The organism is Opitutaceae bacterium (assembly GCA_015075305.1).
GTDB lineage: Bacteria > Verrucomicrobiota > Verrucomicrobiia > Opitutales > Opitutaceae > UBA6669.
The window spans coordinates 36909-57804 of sequence record JABTUS010000001.1; the positions used below are offsets into that span (position 1 = coordinate 36909).

The 20896-nt window shown below is 60.4% G+C and carries 15 protein-coding genes; 6 read left to right on the forward strand and 9 right to left on the reverse strand.

All coding sequences use genetic code 11. From position 1 onward, the window contains the following. Positions 1–391: 391 nt before the first annotated feature. Positions 392–538: a hypothetical protein gene (locus HS122_00155; GenBank protein MBE7536808.1), complete on the reverse strand. Its 147-nt coding sequence runs from the start codon at positions 536–538 to the stop codon at positions 392–394. Positions 539–602: 64 nt separating this feature from the next. On the opposite strand from HS122_00155, the gene HS122_00160 reads away from it, so the two are divergent. The 4 genes from HS122_00160 (at position 603) to HS122_00175 (ending at position 6046) form a co-directional block, all read left to right on the forward strand. Further along, positions 603–1547, forward strand: coding sequence for an SAM-dependent methyltransferase (locus tag HS122_00160; protein MBE7536809.1), 945 nt, complete (start codon positions 603–605; stop codon positions 1545–1547). Next, positions 1544–2536, forward strand: a complete 993-nt coding sequence (locus tag HS122_00165; GenBank protein MBE7536810.1) for a hypothetical protein — start codon at positions 1544–1546, stop codon at positions 2534–2536. The genes HS122_00160 and HS122_00165 overlap by 4 nt, the downstream gene beginning before the upstream one ends. A gap of 560 nt (positions 2537–3096) precedes the next feature. After that, on the forward strand, positions 3097–4908 hold the full coding sequence (locus HS122_00170) for a chloride channel protein (GenBank protein ID MBE7536811.1): 1812 nt from the start codon (positions 3097–3099) through the stop codon (positions 4906–4908). 214 nt (positions 4909–5122) lie between these two features. After that, a complete protein-coding gene (locus tag HS122_00175; protein ID MBE7536812.1) occupies positions 5123–6046 on the forward strand; it encodes an amidohydrolase family protein in 924 nt (307 codons plus the stop codon). Positions 6047–6119: 73 nt separating this feature from the next. Here HS122_00175 and HS122_00180 read toward each other — a convergent pair whose 3' ends face one another. After that, a complete protein-coding gene (locus HS122_00180) occupies positions 6120–6512 on the reverse strand; it encodes a hypothetical protein (protein ID MBE7536813.1) in 393 nt (130 codons plus the stop codon). Positions 6513–7129: 617 nt separating this feature from the next. On the opposite strand from HS122_00180, the gene ltrA reads away from it, so the two are divergent. Continuing rightward, the gene (gene ltrA / locus HS122_00185; GenBank protein MBE7536814.1) at positions 7130–8449 is read left to right on the forward strand and encodes a group II intron reverse transcriptase/maturase; all 1320 of its coding nucleotides are present in this window, start codon (positions 7130–7132) and stop codon (positions 8447–8449) included. A gap of 403 nt (positions 8450–8852) precedes the next feature. Here ltrA and HS122_00190 read toward each other — a convergent pair whose 3' ends face one another. Beyond that, positions 8853–12320 carry a TonB-dependent receptor plug domain-containing protein gene (locus tag HS122_00190; GenBank protein MBE7536815.1) on the reverse strand — a complete coding sequence of 1156 codons (3468 nt, stop codon included), beginning with the start codon at positions 12318–12320 and terminating at the stop codon, positions 8853–8855. 459 nt (positions 12321–12779) lie between these two features. Here HS122_00190 and HS122_00195 point away from each other — a divergent pair, with 459 nt between their 5' ends. Beyond that, positions 12780–14003 (forward strand): transposase, encoded by a 1224-nt coding sequence (locus tag HS122_00195; protein ID MBE7536816.1) that lies wholly within the window; start codon positions 12780–12782, stop codon positions 14001–14003. A gap of 840 nt (positions 14004–14843) precedes the next feature. On the opposite strand, the gene HS122_00200 is transcribed toward HS122_00195, so the two are convergent. From HS122_00200 to HS122_00225, 6 genes are all read right to left on the reverse strand, one after another. Further along, positions 14844–15794: a ParB/RepB/Spo0J family partition protein gene (locus HS122_00200; protein MBE7536817.1), complete on the reverse strand. Its 951-nt coding sequence runs from the start codon at positions 15792–15794 to the stop codon at positions 14844–14846. Between the two features lie 5 nt (positions 15795–15799). Beyond that, positions 15800–16357 carry a LysM peptidoglycan-binding domain-containing protein gene (locus HS122_00205; GenBank protein MBE7536818.1) on the reverse strand — a complete coding sequence of 186 codons (558 nt, stop codon included), beginning with the start codon at positions 16355–16357 and terminating at the stop codon, positions 15800–15802. A gap of 51 nt (positions 16358–16408) precedes the next feature. After that, positions 16409–17416 (reverse strand): methionyl-tRNA formyltransferase, encoded by a 1008-nt coding sequence (locus HS122_00210; GenBank protein ID MBE7536819.1) that lies wholly within the window; start codon positions 17414–17416, stop codon positions 16409–16411. Between the two features lie 110 nt (positions 17417–17526). Further along, a complete protein-coding gene (gene der / locus HS122_00215; GenBank protein ID MBE7536820.1) occupies positions 17527–19029 on the reverse strand; it encodes a ribosome biogenesis GTPase Der in 1503 nt (500 codons plus the stop codon). A 110-nt stretch (positions 19030–19139) separates the two neighbouring features. Next, a complete protein-coding gene (locus HS122_00220; GenBank protein ID MBE7536821.1) occupies positions 19140–20330 on the reverse strand; it encodes an aminotransferase class I/II-fold pyridoxal phosphate-dependent enzyme in 1191 nt (396 codons plus the stop codon). Positions 20331–20344: 14 nt separating this feature from the next. Next, positions 20345–20833, reverse strand: coding sequence for an Lrp/AsnC family transcriptional regulator (locus tag HS122_00225; protein MBE7536822.1), 489 nt, complete (start codon positions 20831–20833; stop codon positions 20345–20347). Positions 20834–20896 lie beyond the last annotated feature (63 nt).

Genomic DNA, 20896 nt, shown 5'->3' on the forward strand with positions numbered 1-20896 from the left:
GCGAAAATCCAAATCCGCGCCAAAACAATGGAGGGGCGCGCTCTGTCGTGCCCAGGCGACGCCGATTACAAGACGACGCCGGTTCAATTCCCCATCGGCATCGCACATTGTGACCTCAAGTTGTACTGACATGCCTCAGCCCCAACGGGGCGATACAACCCCTGCCCATGGCGAAGCGATGGATTCGAGGTGAGCGGCTGAGTCGGAACCGGGCGCCCCAACGGGGCGATACATCCCCAGCCCATGGCAACGCCATGGGTTCACGGGTGAACCAAAAACAGAGAGCCCTGAAGGGGCGGCACATTTCTCTCGAGTTTGCTTCGTCGCGCAGCCCACTGACTCCGGTGCTGTTGGACCACTGCCGGTTGCCGATCGAATCGTAGGCGCAATGTCAGCGACCCGGCAGCGACGCGGTCTGGCTCGTCGCATTCGAGCCCGGGTAGCCGATGCCCGCGGTCAATTCCCCGCGTCCATTGTAGGCAAACTGGCGGTTTGTGGCGTCGCCATAATCCGCATAGGCGGAGCCCTCCTGTAGCATTCATGGCTATCTCAAATACCACAAACGTTAGGGGCCGACCCCGTGGAAATGGCTCTTCACGCCACTGCAGTCGGCGCAGATTGAAATCGAGGCATCCGGCAAGGTTCGACTCCGGGAGAAGGTTGTCGCACAGGCACCCGCATCAAGCAGCGAAACCCACGACCGCGAAAAACGGCACCTAGTTCCCTTGAACGCGCGCTGGCTCCATGCGCTCGGAGTGACCAATGCGGCGGGGCGGCCGCGCGAAGGCATGTCCGCAAAACTGCGCCAGATCCAGAAATTTACGGAAGTGCTGTGCAGTCTCCTCATCGAGGCCGGACTGATCGCCCCTTCGATGGAAGATATGGAGGCCGACTCTCCCCCACCATTCACCATTGCGGACATGGGATGCGGCAAGGGATATCTGACCTTTGCCACGGCCAGCGTCCTGGGACCGCGAGCACGGGTCGTGGGTGTGGAAACCAGAGCGGACTTGGTGAAACTCTGTTCAGAAGTCGCCCGGCAGGCTGGGATGGAATCGTTGAGTTTTGTGCAGGGAGACATCGCCTCGACGGAATTGCCTCGAAACAACGGATGCGAAGTTCTGATCGCGCTGCATGCCTGCGACACCGCGACCGACGATGCGCTCGCGCGCGGCGTAGCTGCCGGCGCGCGGCTCCTGGTTGTCTCTCCGTGCTGCCAGAAGGAACTGCGCCCGCAGATGCAGCCTCCCGCCATTCTTGCGGATGCCCTGAGACACGGAATCTTTCTCGAACGCCAGGCCGAGTTTGTCACCGACGCCCTGCGCGCCCAGCTTCTCGAATGGGCCGGCTACCGTACCAAGGTGTTTGAATTCGTCAGCACAGAGCACACCGCGCGAAACATCATGATTGCGGCGATCAAGGATCACCCTCCAGGACAGCAGGGGCGATTGCATCGCTTGCGAAACTTCGCACGATTCTACGGCGTGCGGTCTCAAGCGTTGGCAAGGCATCTTGGCGTAGACCTGGCGGCGGAGGAAGAGTCGTGACCTGGGATTCACTCGACTGGAGCATTCTGGATCGCCTGCGGACACAGTTCCTGGACCGCACCATTTCGTCAGGAGCCTACTGGCGGACTTCCGACGATCTTGCAGCCTACGACCTGACCTATGGTGAACGCATAGGATGGAAATGGGATGCGGTTCTCGCTGAATTGCGCCTGCGCCAATGGAAACCAACGAGAAAGAGCGCATTGCGGGTGATGGACTGGGGATGCGGCTCCGGTATCGCTGGGAGGCGAGTCACCGAGTGGCTGGGAACAGCAGCCGTGGGTTCCCTCTCGGTGTGGGATCATTCTGAGATTGCCCGCCGTTTCGCCGCCGAAAGAGCACGGGAACAATTTCCTGGCCTCGATGTTCGCGAATCCGCGCAAGGCGAGGAAGCCAGTGATATCCTTGTTGTCAGCCATGTCCTGAACGAGTTGTCGCCTGACGCAGAAGCGTCTCTGTTCCGCTGCATGGCAAAGGCCTCTGCAATTCTCTGGGTGGAGCCGGGAACTCATGCCGTTGCGCGCGCCCTGCAACGACACCACGACAAGCTGCTGGGCGCTTTCCTGGTCGTGGCCCCCTGTACACATCAGGCCGGCTGCGGCCTCAACTCAACGGAGAACGAACAGCATTGGTGTCACCACTTCGCGCCTCCCCCTGCCGGAATCCATTCCGACGGCAACTGGGTGCGGTTCGGTCAGCGCGCGGGAATCGACCTCCGCAGTCTTCCCTACTCCCTCCTGGTCCTAGACAGAACTCCGCCGGCAGAATCATCCGCAACGCCCACCGCGCGCGTGATCGGTCGACCGGAGGCCTTCAAGCCCTATGTGCGACTGCTTGGATGCGAGCAGGATGGCGTGCGTGAACTCAGCGTGCACAAACGCGACTGCCCCGACCTGTTCAGGCAACTGCAGAAGAACAAGGGGCCGCTGCTCTACACCTGGCGCCGCCAGGAGGCCAGAATCGTTTCGGGCACGACCTTCATCCCGTAGCGTAGTTTCCTGGGAAGAATCATCGGGCGAACGAAAACCCGCTATTGTGTTTGCGCCGCAAATGCCCAAGCTCCACGCAAAAGTAGGCCATATTGAATACTGTGATGAGAATCCAGACGCCATCCCTTCGATCGCCTTCGCCAGGACGCATGAAGGTCATCGCCTGTCTGCTTGTAGCGATGACAGCGATGGCGGCCTTTGCGGCAGATGTCGGCGCAGCCAAGGACGCATCCGGCCGCACAGAACGAAAGCGCAGGGAAGAAGCCTCTGCGAAACGCGCCGCGAAGCCCGACAGCGGGGAGAACGCCTCGCGCGGACAGTCAAAAGATCGATCAGAAACGGACCCCTCATCCTCCCGCGCTCGCGTCTGGCTCACCTGAGCGGACAGTGCGGATGGACGATTTCCCAATCCCGTCTGTTTGAACCAGAGCGAAGGCTGCGCATTGTCGTGGCACGTTCGAAGGTTCGATTCCGAGATGTAAACCCTCAAAACACCGGGTTGTCTGCAGCCGGACATTCGGATTGAATTATATCGTCAACCGATATAAGCCTCGTCCCTTATGCCCGCGCCTTCGATCGCGTCAGAGTCTTCCGCGCATTCCGTTCCCGACCGTCTGTCGGACTTCAGCACGAACCGCCGCGTGCTGCTGCTCTGCGCACTCGCCGTCCCCATCGGAATCATCGGCGCCTTCGTGGCCAAGGTGCTGCTCTGGCTGATCGCGGTTTTCACCAATGCGGCTTTCTTCCTGCGTTTCTCCAGTGAACCGGTGACCCTGGATAGCCACCATTTCGGATGGTGGGGCGTTGCGGTGCCCGTCCTTGGGGGGCTCATCATCGGCCTGATGGCGCGCTATGGCTCGGAAAAGATTCGCGGGCACGGCATACCCGAGGCGCTGGAGGCAATTCTTCTCGGTCGCAGCCTCATCGATCCGAAAGTCGCCGTGCTCAAACCCGTTTCATCCGCAGTATCGATCGGAACCGGCGGGCCCTTTGGCGCGGAGGGGCCCATCATAATGACCGGTGGGGCATTCGGCTCCATGTTCGCCCAGCTCTTCAATCTGACCGCTGCGGAACGCAAGACATTGCTGGTTGCCGGCGCAGCTGCGGGCATGGCTGCGGTGTTCGCCACACCAATCGCGGCGGTCCTGCTCGCCGTGGAACTGCTCCTTTTTGAATGGAAACCGCGCAGCTTCATTCCCGTTGCCGTTGCCGCCGCGGTGGCCTCGGTCATGCGCGTGCCATTGCTCGGTGGCGGGCCGATATTTCCCGTTGCCCTTCACGATCCTCTCGGAGCGGAGGCGCTCGGTCTCTCACTGGTCGTGGGTGTCGGCGCCGGACTCCTCTCGGGCGGCCTCACCGCTCTGGTTTATTTCTGGGAAGACTTGTTTGAGCGCCTGCCCCTTCACTGGATGTGGTGGCCGGCACTCGGCGGACTGGCCATCGGGCTCGGCGGACTGATCGATCCCCGGGTGCTCGGCGTGGGCTATGAAACCATCCACGGCCTGATGCGCGGCAACGTGCTGATGGGGGCCCTCGTAAGCCTGCTCGTTGCCAAGAGCCTCGTGTGGGCCATAGCCCTGGGCTCCGGCACTTCTGGCGGAGTTCTGGCCCCGCTGCTCATGATGGGCGGCGCTCTCGGCGCGATGATCGGCCTGCTGACCGGCATCGGCGATCCCGGACTGTGGAGCATGGTCGGCATGGCCGCGATCATGGGCGGCACCATGCGTTCGCCGCTCACCGGCATGATTTTCATCCTCGAGCTGACACACGATCTCAACGCCCTGCCCGCCCTGATGATCGGCAGCGTGGCCGCACTCTGCGTAACCGTTCTTCTTCTCCGGCGTTCCATCCTCACGGAAAAACTTGCGCGTCGCGGCCAGCACATCGCCCGCGAGTACAGCGTGGATGTCTTTGAACTCATGCGCGTGAGCGACGTCATGGACCGCAAGCCGCCCATTGTATCCGCCGACACCACCGTCGCCACCCTCGCCGATCGCATTGCCCGCGGCGATCCCGCCGTCGCCACACGCCAGGGGACCCTCATCATCGACGCGGGTGGATCGCTCGCCGGCATCATTACGCGCAGCGATCTAATGAAAGTCATCCAGAAGGGCACCGCCAGCCGAACCACTGTGCTCGAAGCAAGCAGCAAGGACCTCGCCATCACGCACGCGGACGTCACCTTGCAGGATGCCATCGGTCTCATGCTCAAGCGGGGAATCGGCCGGCTGCCGGTTGTCGATCGCGATCACCCCTCGCGACTCGTTGGATATCTCGGTCGGGCGGACATCCTTGCAGCCAGACTTCGACGTCAGGAGGAGGAAGAGCGGCGCGAACGCGGGCCGATACTCGGCCGCGACCGACAGACCTAGCCTTTTGATTTCCAGTTCCGTCCAAACACCCACGATTGCGCCCGCACTTCTGTCAGCGTCATGCTGAAGATTCCTCCAACCATGGCCATCATGCGCGAAATTCCCCACGGATTGAAGCCACTTTGATACCCCATGTCCTCACCTGATAGTTTCAGAAAAGCGCTGACATCCTCTTTCCCGACAGATTCTCATTCACACCGACCCTCTCAGATTCATGTCCAGCCCCGACTTTACCCGTCGCGAATTCATGACGATGTCCGCCTCATGGCTCGGTGTCGCCGCAGTCGCGCGAGCCGCATCACCGGTCGCCGAGCCCATCATCGACATTCACCAGCACCTTCCCTACAGCGGCCGCACCGCGAAACAACTGCTCGCCCATCAAGCCGCAATGGGGATCTCGTTCACCATCCTGCTGCCCGCGGGATCCCGCTTCGGACTTGCCGCGGGTGTGAACCCCTTTCCGGAAACCAAAGCCCTGGCCGAACAGTACCCTGACCGCTTCCGTTGGTTCGCCAATGAGGTGAGCGACCAGCCCGACGCCATCGAGGTCATGCGCAGTCAACTGGAAGCGGGCGCCATCGGCATTGGCGAGCAGAAGTTTGACGTCGACTGCGACTCCGTAGCGATCGAGCGCGTAGCCGCTCTTGCCCGGGAGTTCGGTGTCCCCGTCCTCCTTCACTTCCAGCAGGGAACCTACAATCATCATCTCGAGCGTTTCCCGCGCATTCTGAAAAAGTTCCCGACCGTCGATTTCATCGGGCACGCGCAAACATTCTGGGGAAACATCTCGAAGGACTACGATGAATCGGTTCTTTATCCCAAGGGCCCCGTCAAGCCGGGCGGCCTCACCGATCGGCTGCTCTCGGAGCACCCCAACATGTATGCGGATCTCTCGGCCGGCTCCGGTTATCAGGCCATTATCCGCGATGAAGATCACGCGCGCGCTTTCTTTGCGCGGCATCAGGACAAGCTGCTGTATGGGAGTGACTGCTCCGACCCCGTCGGCCGCGGACCGGCATGCTCGGGTTCACGACAGATACTTTCGGTGAAGCGATTCGCACCGGACAAAGCGGCCGAGCGAAAGATCCTCTACGGCAATGCGCGCCGCGTGCTGAAGCTGACACACCTGCCAGCCTGAGCGCACCAGCCCGCGAAGGTCGCGCAGCGTGCGAAACCTGTCCAGCTTCCCCATTCCGCAATAGAGGTTCTCGCTAATCCACTTCAACTGGAATCCAGCAACCGGAATGCTGAATTGACGATTGATGTTGATGCATCAGCGCCTGAAAGCCCCAGCGGGGCGAAACAACCCCAGCCCATGGCAACGCCTTGGATGTTGAATGGAAAAACAAGCTCAAGCCCTGAAAGGGCGCAGTATCCCCAGCCCATGGCAACGCCGTGGGTTCATAGGTGAACCGAAAATAAAGAGCCCTGAAGGGGCGGCACAATTCTCTCAAATTTCCCTTGTTGCCCAGCCCGCTGACACCGGTGCTGTTGGACCACTGGCGGTTCCTGATGGAATCGTAGGCGTATTCATGGCGGCGACCCGGCAGCGGCGCAGCCTGGATCGCCACATTCGTACCGAGGTAGCCGATCCCCGCGGTCATTTCGCCACGTCCATTGTAGGCTTACTGGCGGTACGTGGCGTCGCCATAGTCGGCACAGGCCGTGCCCCTCTTGGAGTATTCGAGGTCATCTCGAATACCACAAAAGTTAGGGACTGAGTGCGTCCATGAAAACCAACAACCATGAGTGAAAGTCTCATCCGGCCAATTACGTCATTTAGCCGGCAACAACCGGAAACTGCGTTCCCGTGAGGGAAGGTGGAAAGCAACCGGACAATGAAAAGGACAGCCCGTAACGACAGTGAAGCTCATCCAATGAGCCCCGATAAACATAGTTACCCGCGCAGCCGAACCACTTCAGTCTTGGTGAAGGCTGACAGGGTTGGACGCTGGCAAACCCGATGAACAGTTGGAGAGGCCAAAATGACGATGGGTCCAATCAACCGCGCGGCGGGGTCGGCGAGCACGGGATGTCCGGAAGGTTGGGGGAAATAAGTGGAGAGAGCTCCGCGGGTGGATGTACATCCAACGCCCGGACCAACCTCGCGCCCGCGGGGAAGGCCGACGCGGCTCGTGGAGCAGTCAGATCGGTCCATAGTAGCGAAGAAGGTCGTAACGAGACCGGAGCGAAGGGACCGAACTTGAACGCAGGGAACAGCGTGGCAAGGGACGAGGCGATGGCTCCAATGCTGGGGATAAAAACGCCGATCAAAGTCCAAGCGCTACAACGAACCCTATATCGCAAAGCGAAGGAGAACAAACGGTGGCGGGCGTGGAGTCTCTATGGAGACTTGTGCCGCTGCGACGTGTTGGAAACCGCCATGAATGCAGTGGTGGCCAAGGCAGGAGCGGCAGGAATTGACGGGATAACGACCGGGCAGGTGAAGGCCAGCGCGGGAAAATTCCTTGAAGACCTGCAAGCGCAACTGAAGGACGGGGGCTATCGACCCGGTCCGGTTAAACGCGTCTGGATCGACAAGGCCGATGGAAAACAAAGGCCGCTGGGAATCCCCAACGTAATCGACCGGATCGTGCAGATGGCGCTGCTGATCGTGTTACAACCGATCGTTGAGGCTGACTTCGATGAAGGCAGCTTTGGGTATCGGCCGGGGCGCAAGGCCCATGAGGCGCTTGACGCCATCCGAAATCAACTGCGGCAGGGAAGAACGGAGGTCGTGGATGCAGATTTAAGCAGCTACTTCGATACGATCGACCATGCTGGATTGCTCCGGTTGGTGGCGCGGCGCGTGAGCGACGGCAGCATCCTGAGATTGGTGAAGCTGTTCCTTAAGGCCCCCATTGTGGAGGAAAAGAATGGCAGGAGTAGATATCACAAGAATGACCGGGGCACGCCGCAAGGCGGAGTCCTTTCACCGCTGCTGGCCAACCTGTATCTAAACAGTTTGGACCACGGAGTGAACGGCCATCCGGAGCTGGATGCGAAGCTTGTCCGCTACGCGGACGACTTCGTGTTGTTGTGTCGCCCCGGAAAGGGCGGCGCAATGTTGGAGCGACTGAAGCAGTATCTGCATGCCAAGCGACTGAGGCTAAACGAAGCGAAAACCCGGCTGGTCAACTTCCAGCAGGAGCCCTTCCGCTTCCTTGGCTTCAATTTCGCAAGGCGACGCAGTCCGCGCACGGGCAACTACTTCGTGCATGTGGAACCCAGCCCGAAAGCCAGGCAGCATCTGCGCGATGCCGTCCGTGATGAACTCAATCACTGGACGAAACATCGTAGCTGCGCCGAGGTGATCAGACGGGTGAATCGGATCACCCGAGGTTGGTCCAACTACTACCATTACGGACACTCCACCCATGTGTTTGGCAGCCAGCAACTCTGGCTGCGAAATCGCGTGCGACGGTGGCTATGGCGGAAGTATGACTGCAAGCATGGCCTGTTCAGTTTCTTCACCGACGCGCGGCTGGTCGGACAATATCAACTCTGGTCACTGCCGCTCACCTGTGCATGGCGCCGATAGCTTTGCGACGTATGTTCCCGGAAAGCCGGATGCGGCAAATCCGCACGTCCGGTTTGATGAGGGGCGGAAGCTGGCCGACTCTTTTCGGTCAGCTTCTGCCTACTCTACCCCCGTGGGTATGACTGCTGGAGGGGCATGCTTTTTCATGCCCACGGATCGCGCGTTGCGCCACGACGCCGGTGCATATTCTCATCGGCCCATTCCACTCTTCCCTTTCCGCGTGTCTCTGCGGTCAAGCGCTCCGATTCCATGCAATCCGTGGAATCCGCGCCATCCGTGGTCACAACGTTCGATTCCGAGCAACACGCGCCACCGGCGCACACGACGAGAGCCCAAGGCAACGCCTTGGGAACTCAAAACGTTCACAAGACCAAGCCTGGTGAGGAGCGAGGAATTCCTCGTGTCAGAACTTGAACGTGTTGGTGAGTATCACCTGCCGCTCGGGGGGAAGCCGGGCCGCCTGAATCTCACCGAGTGGATTCGCGGAAATCGGGATGAGCTGGTCAGGATCGCCGCCGATGAGATTGCGGACGTTCAACTGGATCGACCATTGATAGCGCTTGAAGATCCTCCGCTGGTAGGAGGCGAAGACATCCAGATTGAACTCCGTCGGCCCAAAGTAGGGATGCGCGATGTCGCTGACAATGTCGCCCGTCGCATTGTAGATGTACGGATAGCCGATGGCCACCTTGTCCTGCCAGCGAGCGGACGCACCGACCTTGACGCCCGACAGCGGACCCGTCCGGAAATCGTAGCGGGTCGTCACGTTCCAGCGCCATTTGCGCTGCTCCGCCGATACCACCCCCTCAAATCCGCGCTGATTGCGCAGCGGGGAGAGCACATTGTTTTCCCACCGCTCGCCGAAAGTGGTGGCGGCGCCACCGGAGACCGGGGCGTCCACGACATTGTAGAGGCCGGCCTCCCTGAGTCGCGCCTCCACTCCTTCGGCGAATTCGAGCACGCCGGGCTGGATGCGGGTTTGAACCGCCTCCTGCTTTGCGAGGTTGATCGCAATGTTCCAATTTGGGGTCAGCGATCCCGAGATCTCCAATTCCATGCCCTTGGTCACGACGTCGGCGGTGGAAGTGAGACCGGAAATGCCAGGGACCGAGACGAGCCCGGTCGTGCGGTTCAGCGAGGTGCCGGTGATGCCGGCGGCGCTGCGATAGGATTCGGGCGTGAGCGTGAGGACGGCATTGAAAATCTGATCGTAGGTTGTGATGCCGGCAGCCGCGGCGCCAGGGATGTCGGCAACAGCCAGGCCCGCGCGTTCGGCTTGCGACATGCGAGTGAGCCATTGCTCGTTTACCCAGCTTTCGAGGACGTTGAGCTGATTGCCCGCCCTGGCGTTGAGAGCACCAGTGTCAAAGAAGCTGCCCCGCAGCGCCAGCCGCTGATCGAGCAGTTCGAGAATGACACCATACTCCCTGGTCGATCCGGTGGGGCTGCTCAACTCGCTGCCATCCAGGCTCCGGCCGGTCGATACCGGCTGAAACGTGTCCGAATCGAAATAGGTGAATCGGAGATCCGCCCCCAAGGGGAGTTTCAAAAGTTTTTCGGGAAACCTCGCGACGAGGCTCTTGGTGTTGGTCCGGGCGCTGGTTTCTAGATTCGGCGTGGAATCCAACCGGCGATTGACCAAGTCGAACGTGCCGTCGGGATTGGCGATCAATCCGCCCGGTATGATCGAAAAGTTCGCCACCTTGTCCAGTCGGGTGGCCACGATCGTGACAATATGATCCTGCAGCCAGCGGCTCTGCAGAATAAACGCGTCAGAATCGATATTCTGGCGAACAGTCCCTATGCCCGAGTTCATCCACTCCGTCGTCGCGCTGATCGCCTTCATCTGCCTGGCGGTGCGATCGTAAATCGCATATTCTCCGGTCTGGCCCGCGTAGGGCACGACGGACTTCGCCAGCGGGAAGTTTAACCGCACTTGTTCAGGTCCAGTCGTGTTCTGCACCGAATCCCCGACATAGACGATGCTGCTGACCTGCATTGTCTGGGAGTTGAAGGTGCCGCCAAGGAGATTGGCGTCGCGCAAATTGACATCGTTGCTCTTCCAGTTGAGACGCTGGCTCAACCCTTGGCTGTCGGTCTTCGAACTCTGGAGCAAAGCGCTGAGCGTGTGCGCGCCCAGCAGCGCACCCCAGCGCGCTTTGGTGTCATTTCTGAAATCGTGCGTCGCATACATGGTGGCGCGCAGGGTTTCGGCGCGGACCTCGTTGAAAGACTGGTCAAAAGCGGCGATCGCCATCATCGGATGATAAAGATTGGGGTTGGCCAACACCGCCGCCTGGCCATTGCCCGCTTGCGACGGCAGCTGCGCCGTGACCGACAGTTCCTCCGAAATGTCGACGCCCAAGCGGCGTCCGCGCTGGCTGGAATAGGGCGTGTAACGATAGGCGTCGGTGTCCTGGAGATTGTAGCTTGCCTCGAAGCCGATGGTTCGGTTCAGGAAACTCTGCTCCAGCGTGAGTTCCTTGACGTTGAACCGATCCTTGATGGTGTCCGTGTCCCCGTAATAAAGATGGTTGGCGTAGTCGAAGACGTCACGATTGCTCAAGGTCGAGAGGGTGAATCCAGAAAGGTTATTCCAATTGCCACTGGTCATCTTGGGGTCCTGACTGTTGCGCGGTGCGGGCCAGCTGACGCGGCCAATCCCGCCGGCGAGGCCGCCGACCACTCCGCCGGGTCCCGCCGCCTGGGGGTTCACGTAGACTTGGGAGAGGCTGATGAACTGCGGGGTCAGTTGGATGGTATGATTGTAGGTGTTCCGATTCGTATTCTTGATCGTGGCTTTCGGAATCCAGACTCCGCCGTTCGCAACCGTCTTGTATGCCGCCGGTATGTCCTCCATGGAGTTGATCCCGGGATACTTTCCAATCAACTGGTAGAACCGATCCAGCGAATACCACCAATCCCAACCGGTTGAAGGAGGGATCGGATCGGGGTTGATGCGGTTGATGTGCCCTGCCTCGAAATAACCGCGCAAGAGCGTCTCCCCCAGAACCGCATCCCGCTTGTGCTTTCGGATCCGATAGTCGGCGGCGAGGTAAAACCGACGGTCCCGGCGAAAGGCCTCCTCCTGCCGATACCGGCGATCCTCGTCGAGCGCAGCCATACGCATCATCAGGCGATCCTTCACCAGGACCTGGTTGACATCGATGACCGCACGGAGACCGCCGTTGTCGCTGGTTCCAACCTGGGCCTGGTAGGCGTTCCTGCCCAGCGGGCGATTCAGCGAATTCTCGATCACGCCGCCGGCCGTGCCGAGGCCGAACAGCACGGAATTCGGTCCGCGGTTCACGGTGACACGCGAAGTGTTGTAAGCGTCGAACGGAACAGAGGTCGTGAAATAGTTGCGCGTGTTCGTCGCGGACACCAAGCCGCGCACGCGGGTGGAGCTCGTGGAGCCGGTGCGCGAACCCCTGGCATCAAACGTCCCGGAATCGGTGTTGGAACCCGCGGACGAAAAGTTTCCCTGCTCGCCCGCAACCTCGACGTTGGGTACGATGCTCAAGAGCGATCCTGCATCCGTAGCCCCGATGTCGGACATCATCTGGCTGGTGAGGATCGACATCGAGGCGCCCACATCTCGAACGTCCGTGCTGATGCGCGTGCCAGACAGCGTGGAGGTTGCCACCCATGTGTCGTCGGTGGCTGTGACCTCGAACGGACTCAATTGGACGACCGCTTCATCCGCCGCGTGTTTGGGTGCGACCGGACCCGATGGGGCTGGGGGCGGCGATTGCAGTTCCTTGGGGGGCGGTTCGGCGGCAACCCCGGAGAGAAGACAGGCGACGCCAAAAATCTGGCATTGCGCGAGCAGTCGGAAGGCTGCCGAGTAGGGGGCGAATCGAGGATTCATAGGGCGGGGGAGGAAAAATCACGTGCAGCGATTTGCGGGATGGAGGACCGACTCAAACATCAGCACGCAGTCGACGGAACTCTCTATGAGATCAGATATCGCGCGTGCCAAGCGCCACGGCGCTGACACCGTTCAGAAGAATCGGCCGTCAACCACTCCATTGAGCATTTCCACGAGGTAGAGTAGGCAGAAGCTGACCGAGAAGAGTCGGCAAGCCTCAGATTGCTCCACTCGATCAAAAATCTTGGTCTTGGAGTAGAAACTTCTCTGACTCTCTCATTGGCACTCTCCAACGTTGCTACTCCTCGCACGTCCGCGGTCACGACGGAGCGTGCTCCTCCATTTGACCGCTTCTGACGGATCTTCCCCGATTTCGGCGAATTAAACCTTAGATTTATAGGTATGATCCGGAGACATAGGTAACAAACTGTCCGGGGACATGGGTTACACTTTCAGGCTATGGCCTGGAACGAAGAAACCCTCATGGAACAGAAGCATCGGTTTGTCAGTCTCGCGGCCACGGGCCGCTTCACGTTTACCGAATTGTGCGCGGACTTTCACGTCAGTCGGAAGACCGGCCACAAGTGGTGGAAGCGTTACCGTCGGGAAGGCACCGCGGGATTGCGCGAGCGCAGCCGCCGTCCGCAAGGATGCTCGCACCAGACCGCTGGGCAGATCCAGGGGCTGATCGTGCGGTTGCGCCGCAGGCACCGGACGTGGGGGCCGAAGAAGCTGCGCAAACTGTTGCGCCGCGACCACGGCATCCGGCGGCCGCCGGCATGCAGCACCATAGCAGCGATCCTGCGGCGTCACGGCTTGAGTCAGCGTCCGCGACGCAAGCCGGGCCTCTACACGGTGCCGCGCCGTGCACTGACGACACCGACGCATCCGAACCATGTCTGGACGGTGGACTTCAAAGGCTGGTTCACTCTGGGCAACGGGCAGCGCTGCGATCCCCTGACGGTGTGTGATCTGTTCAGCCGCTACTATCTGGCCTGCCGAGCCCAACCCAATCAGCAGTTTGCCGGAACACTGCGGACCTTCCGCAAGATCATGCGCTTGCATGGGTTGCCCGAGATCATCCGGGTGGACAACGGCACGCCCTTCGCCTCTCTTGCCTTGGGCCGGCTCTCCGCCCTGAGCGTGTGGTGGATCAACCAGGGCATCGTCGTCGAGTTCATCCAACCGGCTTCACCGCAACAAAACGGTTCTCACGAACGCGCTCACCGCGATCTGAAGGCCGAGGCCACGCAACCGCCGTCCCCAACCTGGTCCGCCCAGCAGCGGCGATTTGATCGCTGGCAGCACCTGCGAAACCATGTCCGGCCACATGAAGCGCTGGGCATGCTCTGCCCGGCTCAAATCTACCGTCGCAGTCCCCGCCGCCTGCGCGAGAACGACACCGCGGTGCGCTACCCGAAGGACTGGCTGGTGCGGCGCGTTTCCGCAACAGGCAAGCTGTGGCATGACGGACACGACTACGCTCTTGGTGAAATCTTCGCTCATTGCCGGGTGGCGTTGCGCAAGGATTCCACCGGCCGCACCGAGCTGCACTTTGCCAACGTACATCTCGGCTACCTCGTCTTTGATCCGGCAGCGCGATTCCGGCCTGCGGCCTACATCGCGCTGCCGGATCAAAAACCTCTCGCCAAATCACACACAAAAACTAAACAAAAAGTGTAACCTATGTCCCCGGACAAAGTGTAACCCATGTCCGAATCAAACCATAAGGGTAAATCAGCTCAGCCGAAGGGGTCAAACCTCACTTTTCGCACTTTTCGCACTTTTGAAGACCAAACGACGATCAGCAATCTTACCGGCATGGAAGAATTGCGAGTGTCGATTCGCCGGCGTCATTAAAGCGGGAACTCGCTGAGGAAGCGCATCGGAAAAGATGATTCGAGGCAAACAGAGCCAGCCCGACGAATGACTGTCTGCGGTCGTCCAAAATTCAACGGGCATTTCCATGCGGTCGACCCCGAAACCTTTGTGGTGTTCGAGATGACCATGAGTACTCGAAGAGGGCGTCGCCAATGCGGACTATGGCTGCGCCACGTACCGGCAGTTTGCCTACAATGGACGCGGGGAATTCACCGTATTTGTGTGCATCGACAGATGTGATCAGATTGTGCGATGCATAGGGGAGATTGAGCTGGCGGCGTCTTGTAATCGGCGTCCTCTGGGCACGACAGAGCGCGCCCCTCCATTGGCTTGGGCAAGTGCGGGTATCGACTATCGCGAGCGGTGTACGGTGGCTAGGGTATTGGAGGAAATTCGAGAAAATTGTACCGCCCCTTCAGGGCTCTCTATTTTCGGTTCACCTCTGAACCCATGGCGTTGCCGTGGGCTGGGCTTGAATCGCCCCGTTGGGGCTGAGGCATCCTCCGGCGAGCGGCACAGCCTGTCCCTATCGGCCGTTCACGCCTGAACCCATTGCGTTGCGATGGGCTGAGGTTGGAACGCGCTGTTGGGGCTGGTGGAGATGACCCTCTGCCGAACGCACCCTTGCCGACTCCGGCGCGCTCAGGCCTCTATGCCGAGTTTTTCGAGAATTCGGTGAAGATCGTCGTTCCCTGCGTAGTTGATGACGATCCTTCCCTTCTTCGGCGAATGACGCAGGGAAACACGTGCGCCGAGTCTCGTGATCAGCTTCTTTTCAATCGCCGCAATCGCATCCGCCTCCAGCGGAGCGACTGAACGTCCCTTGTTCACGTGCGCAGGCGTCGTCGCAGCGGTCTTCCTTCCCTGCACCCATTGCTCGGTGGCTCGCACACTCATGCCTTCCTCAATGACGCGGCGCGCAAGGACGGCTCGCTGCGCTGCATCTTCAATTCCGAGGAGCACCTTCGCATGACCGACTGAAATCAGTCCTTTGGCCAGATAGCCCTGCAGCTCTCCATCGAGCGAAAGCAGTCGGAGTGAGTTGGCGACCGTCGCTCGTCCCTTCCCCACTCGTTCAGAAGCGGCCTCCTGTGTAAGGTCAAAATCCCGGATCAGGCTCGCGTACCCATAGGCCTCTTCAACCGGATTCAGGCCCTCACGCTGAAGATTCTCGATGAGCCCGAGCGCCGCCGAGGATGCGTTGCTGGCGTCGACCAGGCGCGCGGGGATCGTCTTGATCTTGAGCAGTTGAAAGGCGCGCCAGCGCCGCTCACCGGCTATCAACTGGTACTTCTCGCCCTTCTTTCTGACCACGATCGGTTGAAGCAGTCCCTCATTGCGGATGCTCTCGGCGAGTTCCTGCAACTGCGCGGGCGCAATCTCCCGTCGGAACTGATACGGACTCGGCTCAATGAGGGTGACATTGATTTCCTGAAATCCAGGCACCAAGGATGCAGTCGATGCCGCCGGGGAAGCGCCCTCGCCCACACTTGCCGAGTGGCCAGGCTGAGTTTTCGTTTCCGCGGATTTTGGAGCCGCGGAGGCGATAAGTCCTCCCAGGCCGCGACCCAGACGAGATTTTGATGGAGCCATGTTTCCTATTTTCCGCCGGGAACAAACAGAACCTGTCCCGGGATGATTGTCGACGATTCGGAGAGATTGTTTGCAGCGAGAATATCCTGAAGCCTCACGCCCGTCTTTCGGGCAATCTGTGAAAGTGTATCCCCTTTTTCCACGGTATAGCTGATGCCCTTGGTCGATGCATCGACAGTCCGCGGCGGCGGCGAGGTGCGCGTACCGGCTGACCTCGTCACCGCGGCTATGGCCCTGTCGGTCTGCTGTGCGAGCTGCTCGATTCGCCGGTTGATGAGCTCGGTGGATTCAGCCTTTGAGGCGGCCAGCATGGCCTTCACCGATCGGTTGATGTCCGCCAGCATCTCATTCACCTGCGCGACGGTGGCAAACCCTCGCGCAGCACCATCGGCCTGCTGCCGGAGCTCCGAATTCTCGCGCTCAAGCTGCTCAATCCGCAGGGACAACTCCCCGACCCGCTGGTTCAACAGCCGCACGTCCTCACGGAGATTGGCAAAGTCCACGTTTGATTGCCCCCACACCGGGATCAGCCCGAGAAACAGAATGAGCACGAGGGATCGCATGATGGGGAGACTGTGGAACGCGCGCTGAAAAACAAGGGAGCTTTTGCCGGATCAGGTGGAAGGAGACCGATGGGGAAATGGTCGCGAAGCCACGAGGGGCGGCATGGCCCTGCTGGGCATGATTGCCCCCTCCACGACAGGAAAGCCCCTGAGAAACTCCGCTGCCGGCAGCATCCGCCCGCCGGGGCGCTGCAGCCTGCGGAGCCGCACCATGCCATCACCGGTCGCAATCCGGAGACCGGCGGCATCCGCTCCGAGAACGGTGCCGGCCATTGCTCTGGAATCCGATGGGATCGCGTCGGCCAGGCCCACTTTGATCAGAACTCCGCCAACTTCGATGCTGCAGCCCGGCCAGGGAAACAGGCCGCGAATCCGGGCGGCGATCTCCCTCGCCGGGCGGGTGAAATCCAGCGCCCCGTCATCCTTGACCAGGCGGCGGCAGTACGTCGCGGCATCGTGCTCTTGCTCCACAAACTCCAACCGGCCGCCTGCCAGGCGTGGCAGCGTCGCCCCAAGCAGCGGGCCGCACACTGACGCAAGTTTGGATTCGATCTCCAATGCCGTGTCCAGTGGCTCGATGGCAATCGATGCTGTCTCCGCCACGGGACCGGCATCCAGCGCGCGCACGATCCGCATCAACGAGACACCCGTCGTGGCATCGCCCTCAGCGATCGCGGTCTGAATCGGGGACGCTCCGCGGTATTTCGGAAGCAGCGAGGCATGCAGATTGAGTGTCCCCAGCCGCGGAGCTGCAATGAAGTCGTCCTTGAGAATGTGCCCATAGGCCATGACAAGCGCCAGGTCAGCATCGAGCGACTGCAAGTGCGCAAGGGCTTCCGCTCCAATCCTGTCCGGCTGCAGGACGGGGAGCGACCTCGCCGATGCCCACAACTTGATGGCATTCGGCGCGGCTTTCTGACCACGTCCGGCCGCCCTGTCGGGCTGAGTGAAAACGCCGACCACCCGGGCGATGTCACGGCCGTTGGTTTCAATCCAATCCAACCCCGGCAGTGCAATCGGGTCGGACCCGAGGAAAACGATGCGAAGTGGCTCAGGCACGCGTTGCGCGGATTGCCGTCAACATTGGATTGTCGAGTTCCTCAGCCCTTCCATTGATGCGCCGAGCGGCTTCATCGATTCCTGCGCGTAGGTTTGCGCCAGCGCGCACTCTAGTCCTCGAGCGTTTCATTCTGCGGCAGTTTCTCCAGTGACTTCTGGCGGTTCCTCGGACTTCGCCGCTCCGCCCGGCCATCCTTCGGCGACACCTGTGCCGCAAAGTTTCGGGGTTCCCGCTCCTTGCCCACCAAATCGAAGAGAATCGGACATCCCTTAAGTTCAAACGCATCGACAATGCCCGCCTCAAGGTAACGCCGGTAGCTCTCAGTGAGTTTTTCCTCGCGGTTGCAGAAGAGCCGGATCCGAAACGGCCGATTGCCGGTCTGCGTGGCATAGTAGATGCGGAAGCGGCGTCCACCGATGGCGGGCGGGGGATTTCTCTCCGCGAGATAACCGAGCACTTCGTTGAGTTTCGCCGTCGGCAGCTTGCGATCGAGTTCACGGTGAAGGCGAACCGCCGAATTGAGCATGCGATCGACCTCGTAGCCGCTGACGGCCGACACGAACACCAGAGGCGATCCCGGAGTAAAGAACAGGCGTTCGAAAACCGCGTGTTCATATTTTTCCCGATAGTCGCGCTCGCTTTGAAAGCCCTGAATCCCCTGTTCCTCCCTGAAGGCCTTGTGCACGAGATCCCACTTGTTGACCACGACCACGATCGGTTTGTGCTCCTTGACCGCCTCACCCGCGATTGCCTTGTCCTGCTGAGTCACACCATCGACTGCATCGAGCACAATGAACACGACATCCGTGTCCTTGATCGCATCGAGCGAGCGAAGTCGGGAAAAGTATTCAACCGGCGAGGACAGCTTGGTCTGCGCGCGAATGCCGGCGGTGTCGATCAATCGAAACGGATGCAGCCTGCCGTCGCGTCCCTTGAATTGAAATGGAATCTCCACGGCATCCCGGGTCGTGCCGGGCACCGCGCTGACAATCAGCCGGTCACTCTGCAGGAGGCGATTGCTGAGCGAGGACTTGCCCACGTTGGGACGACCGATGAAACACACGCACAACGGATCCGCAGCAGTGCGTTCATGGGAGCCATCGGCATTTGTGTTCGGGCCAAGGTGCTGAAGAATCGCCTCGCGCAGGCTGTCCTCACCCCGGCCATGCTCGGCCGAAACGAACACGGGTTCCCCAAGACCCAGGCGATGCGCCTGGCCGACCTCGATCTTCTCCTCGCCGAAATCCGCCTTGTTGACGGCGAGCACGATTGGCTTGCGCGTCTTTCTCAGGCGTTGCGCGATTGTCTCATCCAGGGACGTGACGCCCTCGACTCCATCAAGCACAAACACGATGACGTCGGCGGCCTCAATGGCGAAATCCACCTGCTGCTCCGAGGCGGCCACAAGCTGACGCGGCGTTTCGCCCCCCTTCAGTCCGAGTCCTCCCGTGTCGAGCAGCATGTAGTCGCCGTCGGTTATCCTGGCACTGATGACATCGCGCGTCACGCCGGGCTGGTCATGCACAATCGAGATGCGCTTGCGGGCAAGGCGATTGAACAGCCGACTCTTGCCGACGTTGGGTCGGCCGACAATGGCAACGGTACGGGACATGCAGGCCTTCGAGTAGGGTCGATGCTTGGCGAAAACACCAGCCTTGACCACAAAACCCCGGCGTTGAGGGGCCCAGGCTTTGTGGGGACACCCAGCCTCGTGTGGCGTGGCTAGCTCGCCTTGCGGCTGGAGCCCTCCACGAAGCGACCGATCCGGTCGCAGGCCACGCCAATCTGCTCGTAACCGGTGGCAAAACAGGCGCGAACATGGCCCGAACCATTCTCCCCAAATGCCGTTCCAGGCACCACTGCGACCTTCTCCTGCTGGAGCAATCCGACGGCGAAGTCCTTTTCGGTCATTCCGGTTGAGCGAACATTCGGGAACGCATAGAAGGACCCTCTGGGGGAATGGCAGGTCAGGCCCAGTTCGTTGAAGCGACGGACGATCAGATCCCTGCGGCGGTGATACTGCTCGCGCATGCGAAGCACATTGTCCCAGCCGTGCGTGAGGGCCTCGAGCGCGCCTTCCTGTGCGATGATCGACGCACACATCATGGCGTATTGATGCACTTTCATCATGGCATCAATGAGGACCGCTGGTCCGCAGGCGTAACCGATGCGCCAGCCTGTCATCGCAAACGCCTTCGAGAAGCCATGCAGAAATATGGTCCGTTCAGCCATGCCGGGAAAGCTGGCGATGCTTGTGTGCTGTCCCTCGAAGGTGAGTTCCGAGTAAATCTCATCACTCAAAACGAGGAGATCCTTCTCCCGGCAGAAGTCGGCGATCTTCTGCAGCTGCTCGCGGCTGCAGGTGCCGCCTGTCGGATTGCACGGCAGGTTGAGCATCAGGATCTTTGCACCGGGCCGCCACGCGGCGCGCAGGGCCTCGGCTGTGAGTGCAAAATTGTCCTTCGCAAACGTGGGAACGGCAATGCCCACTCCATGCACCAGCGTGATGCTCGGGTGGTAGGACACGTAGCAGGGCTGATGAAACATGACCTTGTCGCCTGGATTGCAGAACGCCCGGAACGCAAGATCCAAGGCTTCACTCACCCCCACAGTCACCAGTATCTGGTCCTCGGGGCGATAGCCCACGGTGAAATGTTCGGCGACATACGTGGAAATCGCACGTCGCAGCTCGATCGTGCCAAGATTGGACGTGTAGTAGGTTTTCCCCCGTTCGAGCGCAAAAATGGCCGCTTCGCGCACGTGCCACGGAGTGACAAAATCAGGCTCGCCCACGCCCAGGGAAATAACGTCCTGTCCCTTCATCTTCGCCACCAGTTCAAAGAAGTCGCGAATGCCGCTTTTTGGCAGCGTCGCGATGTGGCTCGCCACCCACCGTTTGGAATCGTCGCTCATGGTAGGAAGTGGGATCAGGGAGTCACCGTCAGGCGCGATGCCTGCGCCTCGCCCGCATCGAGCAGGAATCCCTGCTCCTTGTAGCAGCGCAGCATGAAATGGGTGGATGTCGACAGCACGCCCTCGATGGTCGAGAGTTTCTCGGACACAAACGCTGCAACCTTCTGCAGTGAACCGCCCCGGACAAACACGAGCAGGTCGTATCCCCCGGACATCAGGTAGGCCGACTCGACCTCGTCGAAGCGGCTGATGCGTTCTGCGAGCCGGTTGAAGCCGCCCCCGCGCTCCGGGGTGATCTTCACCTCGATGACCGCCCGCACGGCTGCGGCTTCGGCGGCTTCATTGGAAAGATCGAGCACCGGACGCCAGCCAAGGAAGATCCTTTCCTTCCTCAACTGTTCCAATTGCCGATCAACCTCCTCCGCCGAGAGCCCCAGGATCTGCGCCATCTGCGCGGTCGTGAGACTGCCGCCTTCCGTCAAGAGCTTGAGAACCGGATTCATAAGTGGGCTTCCAGAATCGCAGACATCGAAAGGGAGAATCCACACAAATATTCAGTTGGAGCG

Bases quoted from the DNA above. Each gene is read 5' to 3' on its own strand.
- HS122_00155 (MBE7536808.1), bottom strand. From the start codon at position 538: ATGCTACAGGAGGGCTCCGCCTATGCGGATTATGGCGACGCCACAAAC.
- HS122_00170 (MBE7536811.1), top strand. From the start codon at position 3,097: ATGCCCGCGCCTTCGATCGCGTCAGAGTCTTCCGCGCATTCCGTTCCC.
- HS122_00175 (MBE7536812.1), top strand. From the start codon at position 5,123: ATGTCCAGCCCCGACTTTACCCGTCGCGAATTCATGACGATGTCCGCC.
- HS122_00180 (MBE7536813.1), bottom strand. From the start codon at position 6,512: ATGACCGCGGGGATCGGCTACCTCGGTACGAATGTGGCGATCCAGGCT.
- HS122_00190 (MBE7536815.1), bottom strand. From the start codon at position 12,320: ATGAATCCTCGATTCGCCCCCTACTCGGCAGCCTTCCGACTGCTCGCG.
- HS122_00195 (MBE7536816.1), top strand. From the start codon at position 12,780: ATGGCCTGGAACGAAGAAACCCTCATGGAACAGAAGCATCGGTTTGTC.
- HS122_00200 (MBE7536817.1), bottom strand. From the start codon at position 15,794: ATGGCTCCATCAAAATCTCGTCTGGGTCGCGGCCTGGGAGGACTTATC.
- HS122_00205 (MBE7536818.1), bottom strand. From the start codon at position 16,357: ATGCGATCCCTCGTGCTCATTCTGTTTCTCGGGCTGATCCCGGTGTGG.
- der (MBE7536820.1), bottom strand. From the start codon at position 19,029: ATGTCCCGTACCGTTGCCATTGTCGGCCGACCCAACGTCGGCAAGAGT.
- HS122_00220 (MBE7536821.1), bottom strand. From the start codon at position 20,330: ATGAGCGACGATTCCAAACGGTGGGTGGCGAGCCACATCGCGACGCTG.
- HS122_00225 (MBE7536822.1), bottom strand. From the start codon at position 20,833: ATGAATCCGGTTCTCAAGCTCTTGACGGAAGGCGGCAGTCTCACGACC.